Source organism: Burkholderia pseudomultivorans, assembly GCF_902499075.1.
Classification (GTDB): Bacteria; Pseudomonadota; Gammaproteobacteria; order Burkholderiales; family Burkholderiaceae; genus Burkholderia; species Burkholderia pseudomultivorans.
Map to the genome: position 1 here is coordinate 18,853 of NZ_CABVPP010000026.1, position 16,916 is coordinate 35,768.

At 69.7% G+C, this 16,916-nt stretch carries 11 protein-coding genes; 2 read left to right on the forward strand and 9 right to left on the reverse strand.

Annotation, left to right across the window (positions count from 1 at the left end):
* Window positions 1–50 precede the first annotated feature (50 nt).
* The 7 genes from tssA to tssJ form a co-directional block, all read right to left on the reverse strand.
* On the reverse strand, window positions 51–1,067 hold the full coding sequence (gene tssA, locus BST28156_RS18150; protein ID WP_254596393.1) for a type VI secretion system protein TssA: 1,017 nt from the start codon (window positions 1,065–1,067) through the stop codon (window positions 51–53).
* A gap of 73 nt (window positions 1,068–1,140) precedes the next feature.
* A complete protein-coding gene (locus BST28156_RS18155) occupies window positions 1,141–3,546 on the reverse strand; it encodes a serine/threonine-protein kinase (RefSeq protein ID WP_174902975.1) in 2,406 nt (801 codons plus the stop codon).
* Window positions 3,547–3,649: 103 nt separating this feature from the next.
* Window positions 3,650–4,324 carry a type VI secretion system-associated protein TagF gene (gene tagF / locus BST28156_RS18160; RefSeq protein ID WP_374991882.1) on the reverse strand — a complete coding sequence of 225 codons (675 nt, stop codon included), beginning with the start codon at window positions 4,322–4,324 and terminating at the stop codon, window positions 3,650–3,652.
* Window positions 4,321–7,944, reverse strand: coding sequence for a type VI secretion system membrane subunit TssM (tssM, locus tag BST28156_RS18165; RefSeq protein ID WP_174902977.1), 3,624 nt, complete (start codon window positions 7,942–7,944; stop codon window positions 4,321–4,323). Before tssM ends, tagF begins: the two co-directional genes overlap by 4 nt.
* A 1-nt stretch (window position 7,945) precedes the next feature.
* On the reverse strand, window positions 7,946–9,268 hold the full coding sequence (locus BST28156_RS18170) for a DotU family type VI secretion system protein (protein ID WP_174902978.1): 1,323 nt from the start codon (window positions 9,266–9,268) through the stop codon (window positions 7,946–7,948).
* 14 nt (window positions 9,269–9,282) lie between these two features.
* Window positions 9,283–10,653 carry a type VI secretion system baseplate subunit TssK gene (gene tssK, locus BST28156_RS18175; protein ID WP_174902979.1) on the reverse strand — a complete coding sequence of 457 codons (1,371 nt, stop codon included), beginning with the start codon at window positions 10,651–10,653 and terminating at the stop codon, window positions 9,283–9,285.
* Window positions 10,650–11,165 carry a type VI secretion system lipoprotein TssJ gene (gene tssJ / locus BST28156_RS18180; protein ID WP_174902980.1) on the reverse strand — a complete coding sequence of 172 codons (516 nt, stop codon included), beginning with the start codon at window positions 11,163–11,165 and terminating at the stop codon, window positions 10,650–10,652. The genes tssK and tssJ overlap by 4 nt, the downstream gene beginning before the upstream one ends.
* 618 nt (window positions 11,166–11,783) lie before the next feature.
* On the opposite strand from tssJ, the gene BST28156_RS18185 reads away from it, so the two are divergent.
* Entirely contained in the window at window positions 11,784–12,170 is a 387-nt protein-coding gene (locus BST28156_RS18185) for a TssQ family T6SS-associated lipoprotein (protein ID WP_060237903.1), read from the forward strand.
* 43 nt (window positions 12,171–12,213) lie between these two features.
* Entirely contained in the window at window positions 12,214–13,602 is a 1,389-nt protein-coding gene (gene tagH, locus BST28156_RS18190; protein WP_060237906.1) for a type VI secretion system-associated FHA domain protein TagH, read from the forward strand.
* Between the two features lie 206 nt (window positions 13,603–13,808).
* Here the strand turns inward: tagH and BST28156_RS18195 are convergent, their stop codons facing one another.
* Both BST28156_RS18195 and BST28156_RS18200 read right to left on the reverse strand, forming a co-directional pair.
* The gene (locus tag BST28156_RS18195) at window positions 13,809–15,254 is read right to left on the reverse strand and encodes an NAD-dependent succinate-semialdehyde dehydrogenase (protein ID WP_060237909.1); all 1,446 of its coding nucleotides are present in this window, start codon (window positions 15,252–15,254) and stop codon (window positions 13,809–13,811) included.
* Window positions 15,255–15,591: 337 nt separating this feature from the next.
* On the reverse strand, window positions 15,592–16,902 hold the full coding sequence (locus BST28156_RS18200; protein ID WP_174902981.1) for a c-type cytochrome: 1,311 nt from the start codon (window positions 16,900–16,902) through the stop codon (window positions 15,592–15,594).
* Window positions 16,903–16,916: the final 14 nt, after the last annotated feature.

Consider the following 16,916-nt stretch of genomic DNA (forward strand, 5'->3'; position numbering starts at 1 on the left):
CGTCGATCAAATTGCGCGGTATGCCTTCGCCGCCCGCATGGCGGCATGCTTCATTCGCTCCGCTCGCCGCTTAGCAGGTCCAGCTTCGGCAGGCTCTCCGGAGCGAGGTCCCGGATGATTGCGTAGAAATCGAGCGCCAGCAGGCGCTGCGCGCGCCGCAGCAGCAGCGGCGCCGGATGGCTCGGCTCGTAGTGCTCGAAATAGCGGCACATCTTGTCGAGGCCGATGCGCACGTCGTCGCGGCTGGTCAATTCCGCGTCGCGCCAGGCCTGCGCGTTCGGCACCGGCGCGCCGGACGGCGGCCCGTCCGCCGATGCGTCTGCGCGCGCGGCCCCGGGCGCCGGTGCGGCATGCTCCGGGGCGGCGGCGCGCGTCGCCGGCAACGGCACGTCGTCCACGATCCGTCGCAAGGCCTTTTCGGTGTCGCTGGCGTCGGGCGCCCATTCGCTGCCGAGCGCATCGGTCACGCGCGCGCGGATCGCATCCAGCGCACGCAGCGCGGCACGCGCCGCGTCGAGCGGCGTCCGGCCGTCGTCCTGCATGGCGGACAGCGCGGCAATCAGCCGCTCGCGGCCGCCCGCCGGGCCCGCTTCGTCGCGGCCGTCCAGCAGCCGTTCGGCATCGCGCACGCTCGGACCGCCGTCGAACAGCGGCTGGCGTCGCGCCGCGCGTGCGCAGTCGTGGGCGCCGGCGACATCGGCCAGCGCGTTGATGCGCGGCGTCGGATCCAGGTCGCCGTCCGCGTCGAGGCGCGGGTGCACGTCGCTCCACCAGCGCTCGAGTGCCGCCGCGACGAGCGCAAGCCCGTCCGCGTAGCCGGGAATGCCGTACAGCTCGGTCCAGCTGCGCGTCAGGCACGCGACGACGCGCAGATCCTTGGTGCGCGCGAGCAACGCGAGCGCGAGCCGCTCGATCGTGTGCCAGTCGGGCGCCTCGGCCGGGATCACGGTGTCGCCGTACTGCTGCTCGGCGCGCGGCGTCGAGCGCTCCTGCAGCTGCAGGAAGTCGGGCTCGTATTCGAGGTTTGCGCCGCAGCGCGCATCGGGTGCGACGTCCGCGAGCAGCATGCCGATCAGTTCGGCACGCGGCGTCGAACCGAGCGGGAGCGGCGACGGGGCGGCGAGTACCGCCTGGCTGACGTTATTCGAATACATAGTCGATGCTGACCGGTTTGCTGCCGAAGTCGATCGCCACGGTGCGGCGCAACGGCGGCAGCGAGCCGTTGCGGATCTCGATCTGATAGACGCCCGGCGCAAGCGATACCGAGCGCAGCGGCGGGCTTGCGCCGCGCCGCGCGCCGTTCACGTAGACGTCGCCCCACGGGCGCACGTGAAAGCGCACGACGACGTTTTCCGACGCCGGCGGCGGCCGCTGCTCGACGGCGGCCGGCGCATTGACCGTCGCGACGGCCGTATCGGCGCCGGCCGGTGCAGCCGATCCAGGCGCCGGAGCTTGGGCCTGCGCTGGCGCCGACTGCGCGACGGCATCGGAGGACGGCACGGTGACGACGCGCTCCGATGCGTCGAGGCTGCCTGCCGGCGCGATCGCCGAACTCGAGCCGGCCTGCGATGGCGTCGGGCCGGCGGCGTTCGTTGCGACCTGCGGTGCGGACGCGGCGGTCGCCACGGACGGCATGCTGGCCGGTACGTCGGCGACCGGTGCCGGCGAAGACGGCGCCGACGCGCCGGCCGGCAGGCTCGACGGCGGCACCACGACCGGCGTCGGCCCGTGCTGCGCGAGCGTGGTGTCAGGCGCGCTGGCGGGCGATGGCGTGCCGGGCGGCGGCTGGCTCGCCTCGGACGTTGCGTCGCCGGCGATGCGCGCAGGGCGCGACAGATAGGTGGCCACGATGCCGACCGCGATCAGCGCGACCAGCGCAGCACCGAGATAGACCGGCATGCGCCGCTCGCCGAAGCGGTTGCGGGTGGCGCGGTCAGGCGGCGCGTCAGGCGGGTCCGACGCGCCACGCACCGGCGCGGACGCGGCAGGACGCGATGAGGTTGCACCGGCAGTCGCCGCGAACGCATCCGGATTCCGGTTCGCGTTCCCGTTGCTGCCGTCGCTCGCGGTTGCCGGCTCGCTTCGCTGCGCGGCATCGGCGCGGGTGTGTTCCCCGACACCTGCCGACCGTGCCGCCGTATCGCGTCCGGTTGTTTCGCTCCGCGGCGCTTCATTCGCTTTCGCCGCCTCTCCGGTTTGGCGATCGGGATCCTGCTTCGGCGTGTCGGACAGCGCCGGTTCGGCGGAAAGCCCTGATGTCTGCGACGCCGCTGCCGACGACGCAGACGCTCCAGCCACGGCTGCAAGCGGCGCCTTTTCCGCCGTGGCCGATGCGGCGGCGGTTCCCTCGCGACCGGACGAAGCCGCCGACGAGTCGTGCGATGGCGTACCGGGCGATGGATCCGCACGGTCCTGCTTCGGATGCACGGCATCGCCGTGGCCGGCCGAAGCGGAATTCGCGGATTCACGGTCGTCTTCCGACGTCGCTCCACGCTTCGGCGGTCCGCCCGCCGTTCCGGCCTCTTCCCCGCCGTGCGCGTCCGTTCCCGGCGCCGCCGCCGGCGGCACGACCGCCGCCACGCCATACGCGCTCGTCCGGTCGAAATCCTGCAAGCCGAGTTCCGCCGCGAACGCGGCGACCGACTCGGGCCGGTCGGGAATCCGCAGCTGCAGCGCATGATCGACCGCCGCCAGAAACGCCGGGCTGTACACCTCGCCGGCCGGCAGTTCGCGCGACACGAGCGGCCGGTACGTATCCTTGATGCTGCGCACGACCGCCGCCGGCGGCAGGTCGCCGACGATCATCGCGTGCATCACCGCGCCGAGCGCATACAGGTCGGTCCACGGCCCCTGGCTGAACGCCGGGTCGTCCGTGTATTGCTCGATCGGCGCATAGCCGGGCTTGATCATCATCGCGCCGTCGTCGACCAGATCGCCGATCCGCTTGCGCGCCGCGCCGAAGTCGAGCAGGATCGCGCTGCCGTTCGGGCGGATCAGCACGTTGTCGAGCGCGACGTCGCGATGAAAGCACTGCGCGCGATGCAGCGTGTCGAGCGCCCCGAGCAGCGCGCCGACGATATGGCGCAGTTGCGTCTCGCCGATCCGCATCCCGCCGTCGAGCAGCTGCTTGAGCGTGCGCCCTTCGTAGAACGGCATCACCATGTACGCGGTGCCGTGGCTTTCCCAGAAGTGCAGCACCTTGACGAGCCCCGGATGATCGAACTGCGCGAGCAGCCGCGCCTCGTTGAGGAACGCGCCGCGCCCCGCGTCGAACGCCTGCGCGAAGCGCTCGGAGCGCAGCGACACCGTATAGTCGCCGCCGCGCGTCGCGAGCATCGACGGCATGTACTCCTTGATCGCGACCGCGCGCCGCAACGTGCGGTCGAATGCGCGATAGACGATTCCGAAACCGCCGATGCCCAGCACCTCGTCGAGCTGCAGCTCGCCGAGGCGATGGCCGAGCGGCAGCGGCCGCACCGTGAATTCGGGCGGGTCGCCGCGCGTCGCCGTGTCGTGCTCGTTGTCTCTCGATCCAGCGTCCTTCATGTTCACCTCTCGATACCGCGGTTCGTCGCTGCGCCGCCGCGCGGCACCGACGAATCGCCGATCGGCGCGCCGTCGCGCGCCTGCGTCGCCTGCGATTCCGGCCCTAGCCGTCGCCGAACAGCCGCAGGAACAATGCGTTGTCGGGCGCGCCGGTATGTGCGTGGGTGCGCAGCGGCGAGCCGTCCGCACGATTGGTCCACCAGAAGCTGGTCCCGCCGTGCGGATCGAAATAACCGGACAGCCCCGGCCACGCTGCCGGCGCAGCGTGGTCCGTGCCGTCCGTTTCGCCCGCGCCGTTGCCGGCCATGCCGCCGCCCGGCACGAGACGCACACGTTCGAGCGCGCGCTCGAGGTCGGTCGGCGCACGCGCATGCCGGATCGCATCGAGCAGCGCATGACCGATCTGCCGGTAGAACGTGTCGGCCGCGTCCGGCAACGCGCTCCAGTAGTCGGCCGCGCGCATCGGCAGCGTGACGATCACCGGGTAGTAGCGCCCGACGCGGTCGCAGCTCGGCGCGAGGCAGCCCGGCTGCACGCACGACGCGCCGGCGCCGGCCGGGATCAGGAAGTTCCATACCGGCGCGACCGTGTAATGACGCTCGATCTCGTCCGCGCCGCGCGCGCGCATCGCGGCCATCCCTTGCTGCAGCCACCGCTCCCACCAGAGCGCGAGCGCATGCGGCAGCCGGCTGTTCACGAAGTCGCCGGCGCCGGGAATCTTCCCGTACCAGGCCGGTGCGTCGCCGGCGGCGGTCGTGGGCGGCGGAGTGGTGCTCATGGCTTCGGAGGGCATGTAAAGGACTCCATCTGGGCCAGCCTGAACGGATTGCGGACGCTGCCGGCGTTCACCTGCAGCACGAGCGGTTTGCCGTCGACGGCGAAGCGCGCAATCATCTGGTCCGAGCCGCGTCCGGCCGATACCGCCGCGCGATCGAACAGCCGGTGCAGCGCCCACGGCCCGTCGGTCGTGAAGCCGTCACTCGTGCCGCCCTGCCCCGACACCTGCAGGCGCACCTGGTTGCTGCCGCGCGGGCCCGGCCAGTCCACCGCGCTCTGCACCAGCGGGCCGTGCGCGTAGCGGACGATCTGCCCGTCGACGTCGAGCACCATCTCGGTGATCGACGGGTCCATTTCGAGCGGCTGGATCTGCACCTTCAACTGTGCGGTGCGCGCACCGCCGCCGAAATAGACGTCGCGGATCACCGCCGCCTTCTCGAACGACGACAGCATCGCGGCGGCCGACGGATCGGCCTCCGCATTGCGGTTCGCGAAGCGCCACGGATGCGACGTCGTATCGACGATCGACTGCAGGTTCTTCTGGAAGAAGTCGTCCATCAGTCCGCCCGGCGCGAACATCTGCGCGAAGTCCGCCGGTGCGACGTCGCGCGTCGCGCCGCGCGCGAACGGATAGCGGCCCGCGATCGCCTGCCGGCAGAAGTCGCCGACGTTGGCGCCGGCGCGCTGCGCGACGCTGCGCTGCTCGACGGTCGCGACGCTGCCGTTCGCGACGTTCGACAGGTCGTCGAGCACTTCGCGGAACGGCGTCGGCAGGCGTCCGGCCTGCGCACGCAGGCGCGCCGGCGCGTCGGACGGCGGCGGCTGCGCGCCGCTGCGCAGTGCGTCGTCGGTGGCCGTCAGGTACGTATACAGCGCATCGATCGACTTCAGCACCGCATCGAACGAGGCGGCCTGGTCGCCGCTGCCCGGCGCGAACGCGCGCAGCCCGGCGAAGTGGCTGTCGACGACCTGCTCGGCGCTGGCCGGCGCCGCCGCGGACGGGTTCGCGTCGCTGCCCGGCTGTCCCGCGAAGATTTGCGCGAGCGAGCTGCGCGCCTCGTCGACCTTGTCCTGCGCACGCGACGCGAGATTGCGCGCACCGCCCGGCGCGTCGCCGAGCGCCGTGTCGCGCGCGAGCGCGACCATCAGCCGCGACAACGGCGAATCGGCCGACGACAGCGCACGCGCGACCTGGATGCTCTGCGCAAGCGTCGACGTGCGCTGCAGACGAATGTCGGCGAGGTAGTCGTCCCAGATCTTCAGGTAATCGTTCAGGTAGATCTGGCGGATGTCGCGCGCCCACGCCGCCGCGTCGTTCGGCCCCGGCACCTCGGACAGCCCGAGGTTCAGCACCCACACTTCCTCGCGCCCGTACGCCTCGACCTCGCCGGCAAGACGCGGCGCGAACACGTTGCGATAGCCGTTGCGCGTATAGAGGCCCGGCACGCCGTCGGACAGCGGCTTGCCGCTCTGCCGCCGGAACACGAGCGACGCGTCGGGGCCGACCGCGCGCGCGACGCTGAAGTCGAACGCGGACGTCGCGGGCCGCAGCGTGCGCGTTAGCTGCCGGTACAGCCGCTGCGAGAACGGCACCTGCCGCAGCCGCTCGCGGACATCGGCCACCAGCCGCTCGTTCATCGGATACGGCGACACCGCGACGCGGTTGCCGAACAGCGCGGCGAGATGCGCGCGCAGCGCGGAACGTTCGGCCGGCGAGAAATCGGGCGGCAGCGCGCGCTCCATCTCGAGATCGACGACCGCCTGCACGAAAGCGGGATCGTAGTGCGCGCTGTCGTACAGCATCAGGTAGGCCTTCAGCGCGGCATACGCGTACTCCGTCTCGTCGGGGCGTGCGTCGCGCAGCGCGGCTTCCATCCGGTTCGCGGCGATCGGCAGCAGCACGTCGTCGAGCGCGCGCCGGTACACGGCGTCGACGGCCTCGTCGATCTTCTCGCCCTGGAACAGTCCCCAGCGATACGCGAGCGGCGGACGAGACAGGTCGACGCCGCCCGCATTCGCGAGGCTGCCGAGCGCATCGAGCACCGGCAGCAGTCGCGCAACGTCCGACGCATCCGAGAACTTCGCGCCGGCGATCTGCGCATCGACGGCCGGCACGCGCGCGCCGATCTGGTCGAGATACGCGCGATTGTTCGAATAGCTGCGCAGCCACGCGACCAGCACGGCCACGCAAACGAGCGCCAGCGCGACATAGCCTGCAATTCGCAGCACGCGCTGCCGCCGGTGCCAGCGCAGGTTGCTGCCGGCCAGCGCGGCCTCGCGGAAAATGTGCTCCTGCAGCAGCGACTTCAGGAAGAAGCTGCGCCCCGTCGAGCCGACCTGCGCGACGGGCGGCACGCCCTCGATCTTCAGGAACCGCTTGATGCCGCTCATCACGCGATCGAACGCAGTGCCCTCCTGCGTGCCGCTCGTCAGGTAGACGCCGCGCAGCATCGGCATCGGCTCGAAGCTCGACACGGAGAACACTTCGGCGACGAACTGGCCGAGCATCTCCTGCAGATCGGCGATCTGCTGCGGCAGCAGGTAGGTCATTTCGCGCTGCCGCGCGTCGGTCTGCGCGGCGAGCAGTTCGGGCAGGCCGTCGTTCAGCCGCTGGTGCAGCAGCCGGTATTCGCGGTCGAACGCCGCGCGCAGGTCGAAACCGGGCGCCTCGCTTTGCGCGAGCGGGAACGTGAAGCCCCAGACCTGCGCGCATTCCGCACGGCCGAAACCGCCGAAATACTCGGCGAAGCCGGCGAGCAGGTCGGCCTTGGTGACGAGCAGGTACACCGGGAAACGGATGCCGAGCTGCGCGCGCAGCTCGAGCAGCCGCTTGCGCAGCACCATCGCGTGCTGCGTGCGCTCGGCCTCCGACGCGCCGAGCAGGTCGGCGACGCTGATCGTCAGCATCGCGCCGTTCAGCGGCTGGCGCGTGCGGTACTTCTTCAGCAGCTCGACGAAGCCGTTCCACTCGGCTTCGTCGAGCGCGCGATTGCCTTCGTGGGTCGTATAGCGGCCGGCCGTATCGATCAGCACCGCGTCGTTCGTGAACCACCAGTCGCAATGCCGCGTGCCGCCGACACCGCGAATCGCCGCGCGGCCGAATTGCTCGGCCAGCGGAAAACTGAGCCCCGAATTGACGAGCGCGGTCGTCTTGCCCGAGCCCGGCGCGCCGATGAACACGTACCACGGCAACTGATACAGATACTGGCGCGACATCCGGTCGAACCAGTGCCGCACGCCGTTGCGTGCGGCGTCGGGCTGCCCGAAGCGGACTTTCTTCAGCAGCGTCGCGGCTTCGTCGAAGCGGCTGCGCAGCTCGTCGAGCTGCGCCTTGGCCGGATCGTCGGCGACGGCGGGCGCGGCCTCGCGCAACTGGTTCAGCAACTGCGCATTGAGCTGGCCGGCGCGCCAGCTTCGCCACGCGACGCGTGCGCCCCACGCGACGAACAGCGCCGCGATCGTCAGCCCGCGCGCCCAACCGCTTTCGAGCGGCCGGACCTCGGCGAAGGCAAACAGCGGCCCGGCGAGCCACACGAAGCATGCGAGCACGACGAGACCCGCGAAGGTCCAGATTTCCCGCGACGGCAACGGCCGGACGAAACGCGCGACAGCCTGGTTCATGTCAGTGCGCCTCCTGCGTCGCGCTCGCGCCGACGGCGGCGCTGCCGGGCGCCGGCAGCAGCGTGATCTCGACGCGCCGGTTCAGCGCGCGGTTCGCGGGGGAATCGTTCGGCGCGACGGGATCGAGCGTGCCGCGCCCTTCGGCCGCGACGCGTTCCGGACGGGCGAGCCGCGCGGCGATCAGGCTGCGCACCGCCTCCGCGCGTTCGCGCGACAGGTCCCAGTTCGACGCGAAGCGTGCGGTATGCACGGGCGTATCGTCGGTGTAGCCGGTCACGCGCACGTTGCCCGGCACCTCGTTCAGCGCGTCCGACACGCGTGCGAGCACCGGTGCATAGCGGTCGATCACCGATGTCGAGCCCGACTTGAACAGCCCGTCGCCGCGCAGCACGATCACGCTGCGATCGGCGTCGTCGTGCACCGACACGAGGCCGGCCGCGATCTCGGGCGCGAGGAACTTCGCGATGCGCGGCGCGGGCGCCGGGCGCGGCGGCGCCTGCGCGGGCTGCAGCTTCGGCACGTGCAGCGCGTCGATCGACGCGAACAGCCGGTCCGAATGCCCGGCGAGCGCGATGCGCAGGCCCGCGAACACGCCGAAACCGATCAGCAGCGCGAGCGCCGCGCACACCCACAGCGGCACCGCGAAGCGGCGCGACACGTCGCGCGTGACGACGTCACGCCAGTGCGGCGACAGCGCCGGATCGAATTCGCCGCGCACCGACCGGATCGTCTGCGCGAGCTGGCGGCGCAGCGCGTCGAGCTGCGCATGGCCGTTGTCGAGCACGCGATAGCGGCCCTCGAAGCCGAGCGCGAGACAGAAATACAGCAGTTCCAGCAGATCGAGATGCTGTCGCGGCTGCTGCGACAGGCGATCGAGCAGATGGAAGAACTTCTCGCCCCCCCAGGTCTCGTTGTGAAACGACACGAGCAGACTGTGCGACGACCACACGCTGCCGCCCCACGGCGTCAGCGCGGCTGCTTCGTCGAGCGCCGTGCACAGGCAGTAGCGCGCGCCGATGATCGCCTCGGACGGCACGCCCGCCTCCTGCGCACGCGTCTCGAACTGCCGGATCTCGACGACCAGATGCTCGCGCAGCCATGCGGGATTCGGATGATGGACGGTCGAGCGAATCTGCGGCACGAGGTTGAGCAGCGGGTTCGCGGCCGCGACGAGCGGGTTCGTGCCGCTCGCGGCCCAGCGATCCGGGCGCGGCTGCGTGGTGATCGGGCCCGCGGCGCCGGACGCGGCGGCCGGATGAGTGCCGCCCGGATTCGGCGGCACGAATCCGCCTGCGCCGGAGATCGAATCGGAGGAAGAATTCATCGCGCTGCCCGCCCTCACCCGCGTATCGCCCAGAACTCCATCGAGAGCCCCGGGAATTCGCCGGCAAAATGAAAGGCGAGACCGCCGGAGCGGGCGAGCTGCTTCCACAGGTCGCTGCCCTTGTCGATCTCGAAGTACGTATGCCCCGCGTGATACGGAATCTGTCGCGGCGCGACCGGCAACTGGCGCATCGTGATGCCCGGCAGCTGGAGCTGCACGAGGTCGCGGATGCGCTCGACCGGCCCGAGCTTCGCCTGCGCGGGAAAACGTGCGCGCAGGCTGTCGGCCGGCACGTCCGCGCGAACCGCGAGCACGAAGCCGGCGGTGTCGCGCAGCGCCGGATCGGCGAGCGTCGCGACGCGGATGCCGTTGCCTGCGTCGCGCAATTCGATCTGGATCGCGTTCTGTTCCAGCACGGTCGACAGCGACCGGCGCAGCTCCGTCATCAGATCGGCGAAGCTCGTGCGCAAGTCGTCGTGCACGTAGACGGCGAGCGATTGCGGACGCCGGCCGGCCGCGGTGAACGTGCTGAGATCGCACGCAAGTTTCAGCCAGTCGCAGAACAGCGCTTCCGGATGCGTGGCGACGTGCTGCTGCGCATGCCAGGTCAGTGCGAGATAACGGTTCACGAGCTGCAGCAGCAGGAAGTCCGCGACTTCCGATACGCCGCCGCGCCCCGGCTCCGACAGCCGTTCCGCAAGCGCTTCGCTGCGCTGCGTGAGCAGGCCGTGCAGTTCGCGCGTATGTGCGAGCAGCACCGGATCGCGCTGCGCGACGAGGCGCGGCGGAATGTAGCTGTCGTCGACGAGCAGCCGCGCATCGGTGCGCCGCTCGACGATTCTCGCGACGCCCAGCGCGTGCCAGTCGCCGGTGAGTTCCGCTTCGAGCATCAGCCGCACGTTGAGCCGGCCCGTTTGCAGCAGCGCCGGGCCGAGCGCGACCGCATTCGCATCGGCCACTTCGTATTCGCGCACGACGTAGCGTGCGACGTCCGCGTCGCTGTCGGCGCCGAACGAGACTTCCTCGCCGCCGCCGCGCCAGCACGGCAGCGCGAGCACGACCAGCTGGTCTTTCGCATCGGACGGCACGTCGAGCGGCTCGGGCAGGTCGTCCGGATGCGACAGGTCGAACGGCGTGCCGTCGCGCATCACGCCCGATGCGACGCGCAGCGCGACCTTGCCGAGCGCGAGTTGCTCGCGATCGATCTCGAGCGTGTCGAAGCCCCAGTAGAAGCCTTGCAGCGGCAGGCAGCGCAGCCCGACGTAGCGCTCCCAGTGACGTTCGAGCTGCTGGAAATGCTGCGGCCGCAGGAACATCCCTTCGGTCCATATCACGCGCTGGCGCAGCGCCGCGACCGGCGTCGCGGACATCGTCGGCTCGGTCATGGCCGCCCCCGCGCGTCGTTCAGCGCGATGCCGCCGTTCCGGACCGCGATCGACAGCTTCATTTCGCCCGGCGACATCTGCCAGAACTTGATCAGGTTCAGCTGCTTCGCGCGCGGCAGCGGCACCGTGAGCCGCCAGCGATTCTTTTCGAGCACGCGATATTCGGCGACGATGCCGATCGCACCGGCCTCGACGTTACCGCGATAGTGCAGCGTGCGCGTGTCGCCCGGGCGCAGGATGATCCGGTCGCTGCCCAGCAGGTCGGCGCCGAGCGCGTTCTCCGGCTTGTCCTGCAGCGAGAAGAAGTCCGCGCTGTCGAACGCCGACGAGGTCCGCAGCTGGAACACCTTCAGCACGATCGGCGAAGGCTTGCGATTGAGGTCGGGATTGACGTCCGGCGCCACGTCGACCGTGATCGCATACGGCACCGCGGCGGCATGCTCGGTCGCGCCGCATCCAGGCAACAGCAATACGCATCCCAATACGATGAAACCGCTCGACCGCCATCGCATATTTCACCCTCGCAGCCCGATAACCGTCCGCCGGTTCCCGACTGCAGAACCGGAAGCGCCGATCAAAAAGGGACAATTAATTGACTGGTAATTACGTAACTCTCGGATCCTTCCATTGCAATTGCATTCGGCAATTTATTCTATAAAAAACACGGGTCAAATCAGCGATCGGCTGCCTGAATTGAAATTGGGGGGAAGCGATGGGCAATTGAATTGATATAGGACATTCCATGGAGACGTTATCCCGACCGGTGCGCCGTGGCGGCCCGGTTCTATTGCGCGGACAGCGCCGGTGGATACCGGGCGAACGCCGGACCGGCGACCGCTCGCGACGCTGACCGCGGGTCAGGCTGTTCGCGCCGCCCGAACGGACGGCCCGCATTTCGACCATTGACGGGCGCAGGCCAAACAACAGACGAAAACAAAAAGCACAGCGAACTATAGGTTCGATTTCCGGGATTAACAAGCGTCATCCGGGCATTCAATTTGAATAGCGTCTCAACACCAATTTGCGAAATGAAACAAAACGTAACAGAGTCGTTGGCCCCGATAATTGGCACTAGAATCCAACAGCGCTTGCGTACCACCTTCCAATTACGCGAATTCTTAATTTCAATAATGAAAGGCCGTTCAACGCTCGTTCTTTGCTTCGGCGCCTTGTTGCTGGCGATCGGCGCTTGCAGCACGTCCCCGACCCAGACGGCCGCGCGCGCCTCGGTCGACAGCGCGCGCGCCGCGTACGACGCCGGCGACTACGGGCGCACCATCGCGATCCTGAGTCGCGCGAAGGAGATCGACGGCGCGGACACCGACACGCAGGTCGCCGCGCACAAGCTCCTTGCGTTCAGCTATTGCGTGACGAACCGCATCGCGCAGTGCCGCGCCGAGTTTTCGCGGATTCTCGACTTGAACCCGCGCTTCGACTTGTCCCCTGCCGAGAAGGGGCATCCGGTCTGGGGGCCGGCGTTCGAATTCGCGCGACGCAGGCATGCGTCGTCATCCTGAACGAACCGGTTCCGCGCGCCTCATTCACCGAGCGACGTATGACATGCAACTGATCGTGATCGAACACGCCGGCGAGCCCGTCGAAGGCGACACCTACGACGCCGTCGTGTTTCACCCGCCCGGCGGCACCATCGGCCGGGCCAGCGACAACCATCTCGTGCTGCGCGACGACACCCGGCAGATTTCGCGGCTGCAGGCGCTGCTGCAGGTCGGCGACGACGCGTGCCTGCTGAAGAACCTGAGCAGCGTGTCGACGATCGAGGTGAATCGCGAGCCGGTCGGCTATGCGCAGGAACGGCCGCTGAAGACGGGCGACATTATTCGCATCGGGCCGTACGTGCTGCGTGCGGAACGCGACGATGGCGGCGACGTCGAGTTTGCTGCCGATGCGGCCACGACCGTCGACATGCCGGGCGCGGCGGACACGCCCGCGCCGTCGGACGCCGATCCGAAAGCCGCCGGCAACCGGCTGTGGGGGCTGCTGCACGACCGCTTCGCGCGCGGCAAGGCGCCGGACGCCGAGGCGCGGCCCGCGCCGGCGCGCGGCGACGCGCAGTCGGCAAGCGGTGCAGCGCCGGCTGCGCCGTCGCAACGGGACCTGCATCAGCTGTCGACCGATCCGCTCGATCTGTTCGCGCAGGCGTCGGGCGATATCGGCGCGTCGCCGGTCGCCGATCGCAACGACGCGCCGGATCGCGACGCGCCGACGCAGGCCGATCATGCGCCCGAGTGGACCCAGCACGTCCGTGTGCGGCCGGCACCGACCACGCCGGCCGATCCGCCGCCGGCCGCAGCGCCTGCGCCACATGCCGCGCGCGCGACGCCGCCGACCCCCGATGCATTGCTGCGCGCGTTCTTCGAGGGCGCCGGGCTCGATGCAGCGGCCGAATCGCACCAGTGGTCGGCGGAACAGCTCTTTATCGCAGGCCAGTTGCTCGCGCTGTTCGCGAACGGTACGGTCGAGCTGCTGTCGTCGCGCAGCATCCTGAAGCGCGAGGTAAAGGCGCACATGACGATGCTGCTCGATCGCGAGAACAATCCGCTGAAGCTGCTGCCGGACGGCGGCGCGGTGCTGCGGCAGATGTTCGGGCTGCCGCTGCCGGGTTTCATGTCGCCGCAAAGCGCGGTGAGCGATGCGTTCCAGGATCTGCATGCACACCAGATCGGCATGGTTGCCGGCATGCGCGCCGCGCTGATGGACCTGCTGACGCGCTTTTCGCCGCAGCGGCTGCGCGAGCGCGACGACGCGATGCGCTGGTACGAGAAGCGTGTGCCCGTGCTGTACAAGGCGAGGATGTGGGATCGCTATGCGGCGACCCATCGCGATACGGTGTTCGCGATCGAGGACGACTTCGCGTCGGTATTCGGCAAGGCGTTTCTCGCTGCCTACGACGCCGAGGTGGAAAGTTATCGCGGCAGCGGCCGGCATTGAGTGCAACGCTCCGGCTTGCCGCAGGCATGTCGTAGTCGCGCCCGCCCGCTTCCGCGGCCGGACGCGATGCGCTACGAAGCGCCGCAACGCCACGCAGCGCGTGTGCGGCTATCCTGAGCGCAATGGCAACACCGATCGGACGCGGCTGCCATGCGCAACGTACGCGCCGCGCAAGCAGCGACGCGCACGCGCGATTGCACGCTCCGTCAGACCGCCATCACGGTCACCGACTTCGTGACGAGATACGGCTCGAGCGCTTCCGGCCCGCCTTCCGACCCGTAGCCGGAATCCTTCACGCCGCCGAACGGCATTTCCGGCCACGGCGTCGCGGGCTGGTTGATCCACAGCATCCCGACTTCGAGGCGCTGCGTGAGCAGGTGCACGTTCGCGAACGAACGCGTGAACGCGTAGCCGGCCAGCCCGTACGGCAAACGGTTGGCCTCGGCGATCGCGTCTTCCAGCTTGTCGAAGCCGCGGATCGCCGCGACCGGGCCGAACGGCTCGTTGTTGAACACGTCCGCTTCGAGCGGCACGTTCGCGAGCACGGTCGGCGCGAAGAAGTTGCCTTCCGAACCGATCCGCTCGCCGCCCGTCTCGACGCTCGCGCCGACCTTGCGCGCGTTGTCGACGAGCGACGCCATCGCGGTGAGCCGGCGCGGATTCGCGAGCGCGCCGAGCGTCGTGCCTTCTTCGAGGCCGTTGCCGACCTTCAGCCCTTCCGCATGCTGGACCAGCGCGCGCGTGAATTCGTCGCGGATGCTGTTGTGCACAAGAAAGCGCGTCGGCGAGATGCAGACCTGCCCCGCGTTGCGGAACTTCGCGCCGCCGGCCGCCTTCACCGCGAGCGCGACGTCGGCGTCCTCGGCGACGATCACCGGTGCGTGGCCGCCGAGTTCCATCGTCGCGCGTTTCATGTGCTGCCCGGCGAGCGCGGCGAGCTGCTTGCCGACCGGCGTCGAGCCCGTGAAGGTCACCTTGCGGATCACCGGATGCGGGATCAGGTACGACGAGATTTCCGCCGGGTCGCCATAGACGAGGCCGATCACGCCGGCCGGCACGCCGGCATCGACGAAGGCGCGCAGCAGCGCGGCCGGCGACGCCGGGGTTTCCTCCGGCGCCTTCACGAGGAACGAGCAGCCCGTCGCGAGCGCGGCGCTCAGCTTGCGCACGACCTGGTTGACCGGGAAGTTCCACGGCGTGAACGCCGCGACCGGGCCGACCGGCTCCTTCACGACCGTCTGCTGCGCGCCGAGGTTGCGCGGCGGCACGATCCGGCCGTACACGCGCCGGCCTTCGTCGGCGAACCATTCGATGATGTCGGCCGCGGACAGCACTTCGATGCGCGCTTCGGCGAGCGGCTTGCCCTGTTCCTGCGTCATCAGCTGCGCGATCGCGTCGGCGCGTTCGCGCACCAGCGCGGCGGCCTTGCGCATCGTCGCCGCGCGCTCGTGCGCAGGTACCTTGCGCCATGCTTCGAAACCGCGCTGGGCGGCGGCGAGCGCGCGATCGAGATCGGCGATGCCCGCGTGGGCGACCTTGCCGATGGTCCTGCCGGTCGCCGGGTTCACGACGTCGATCGTCTTGCCGCTCGCGGCGTCGACCCACTCGCCGTCGATCAGGAGTTGCGTATCCGTATAAGTCACGTTAGCCATCCAGACACCTCTGCTTTGCGTCGAAAAAGCGTGCCGCCGCGAACGAAGGCACGCCGGTTATCGGGAACGCCGCCCGCGCACGAAGGGCGCGGCGGCGTACGGTGCGGGCGTATCGCCCGCGGTTCTGCGGCCCTCGCGTCGCGCGCGGCACGCGATCGTCACGGGGCATGACGCGAGTCCGACATCGTCGCCGGGTTACGGCCCCTTGTCCATCTTTCGGCAGGCCAGGCACTTGAGAACTCGGGCCAAAATGCATGGCATCCCGAGCCGTGCCGGCCGTACCGCTGCGACGAACCGGGCCGGCCCGCGCTTGCGCTCGTCACGGGCGGGCCGATCCTCACTGTGCGGCTGCCGTCGCCTTGCGCAGCTTCGCGACCTCGGCCGCCTGCACGGCCGGCGCGCCGTTGTTCCAGCCGGCGCGCATGAAGGTCAGCACGTCGGCGATCTGCCGGTCGTTCAGCTGGTTCGAGAACGCCGGCATCGGATACGCGGACGGCACCCCGCCGATCACGAGCGTGTCGCTGCCGTTCAACGTCACGTTGATCAGCGACGATGCATCGCGCTCCAGCACGTTCGGATTGCCGGCCAGCGGCGCAAGCAGCGGCGCGTAGCCTTGTCCGCCCGCGCCGTGGCAATGCAGGCAGTATGCGTTATACACCGTTGCGCCCGGATCGTTCGCCGGCCGGCCGAGCGCCACCTGCGTCGCCTTCGGGTCGTACCGGTATGGCGGCGCACCGGTGCCGCCCGCTGCGGGCAGCGTTTTCAGGTAGCGCGCGATCGCGCCGAGATCGTCGTCGGTCAGCGCCTGCGTGCTGTGGTTGATCACGCCGACCATCGAACCGAACGCGGTCGCATGCCGGTTCGCGCCGGTTTTCAGGAACTGCGCGACGTCGGCCTCGTTCCAGCGGCCGAGCCCGGTGTTGTGCTCGCCCGTCAGGTTCGACGCGAACCAGTTGTCGATCGCGGCGCCCGACAGGAACGCCGCACCGCCTTCGTCGAGCGCCTTCTCCTGGAAGCCGACGCCGCGCGGCGTATGGCAGGACCCACAGTGGCCGAGGCCCTGCACGAGGTATGCGCCGCGATTCCACATCGCGTCCCTGGACGGCTTGTCCGCATAAGGCGTCGTGTCGAGGAACACCATGTTCCACAACGCGAGCGGCCAGCGCATGTTCAGCGGCCACGGGATGTCGGACGGCCGGTTCGCCTGCTTCACCGGTTCGATGCCGTGCATGAAGTACGCATACAGCGCCTTCACGTCGTCGTCCTTCAGCTTCGCGTACGACGGGTACGGCATCGCCGGATACAGATGATGGCCGTCCTTCGCGACGCCCTTGCGCAGCGCGCTCGAGAACTCGGCTTCGGTATAGCCGCCGATGCCGGTATCCGGGTCGGGCGTGATGTTGGTCGTATAGATCGCGCCCATCGGCGTGACCATCTTCAGGCCGCCCGCGAACGGCGTGCCGTGCGGCGCGGTGTGGCACGCGACGCAGTCGCCGGCCTTCGCGAGATAGGCGCCGCGCGCGACGAGCGCGTCGTCCGGCGTCGCCGCGTGCGCGAGCGTGCCGGCCGCCAGCGCGGACGCGCCGGCGAGCGCGGCCAGTGACGCGCGAAGCGCACCGGCGGCGCGAGTCGGAGTGAGGTTGCGCATGGTTCGTGTCCTCC

Excerpts from the sequence above, each read along its gene's own strand:
- tssA (WP_254596393.1), bottom strand. The coding sequence starts at position 1,067 with ATGCTGCTCGCGGACGTCGCACCCGATGCGCGCTGCGGCGCAAACCTC.
- BST28156_RS18155 (WP_174902975.1), bottom strand. The coding sequence starts at position 3,546 with ATGAAGGACGCTGGATCGAGAGACAACGAGCACGACACGGCGACGCGC.
- tagF (WP_374991882.1), bottom strand. The coding sequence starts at position 4,324 with ATGAGCACCACTCCGCCGCCCACGACCGCCGCCGGCGACGCACCGGCC.
- tssM (WP_174902977.1), bottom strand. The coding sequence starts at position 7,944 with ATGAACCAGGCTGTCGCGCGTTTCGTCCGGCCGTTGCCGTCGCGGGAA.
- BST28156_RS18170 (WP_174902978.1), bottom strand. The coding sequence starts at position 9,268 with ATGAATTCTTCCTCCGATTCGATCTCCGGCGCAGGCGGATTCGTGCCG.
- tssK (WP_174902979.1), bottom strand. The coding sequence starts at position 10,653 with ATGACCGAGCCGACGATGTCCGCGACGCCGGTCGCGGCGCTGCGCCAG.
- tssJ (WP_174902980.1), bottom strand. The coding sequence starts at position 11,165 with ATGCGATGGCGGTCGAGCGGTTTCATCGTATTGGGATGCGTATTGCTG.
- BST28156_RS18185 (WP_060237903.1), top strand. The coding sequence starts at position 11,784 with ATGAAAGGCCGTTCAACGCTCGTTCTTTGCTTCGGCGCCTTGTTGCTG.
- tagH (WP_060237906.1), top strand. The coding sequence starts at position 12,214 with ATGCAACTGATCGTGATCGAACACGCCGGCGAGCCCGTCGAAGGCGAC.
- BST28156_RS18195 (WP_060237909.1), bottom strand. The coding sequence starts at position 15,254 with ATGGCTAACGTGACTTATACGGATACGCAACTCCTGATCGACGGCGAG.
- BST28156_RS18200 (WP_174902981.1), bottom strand. The coding sequence starts at position 16,902 with ATGCGCAACCTCACTCCGACTCGCGCCGCCGGTGCGCTTCGCGCGTCA.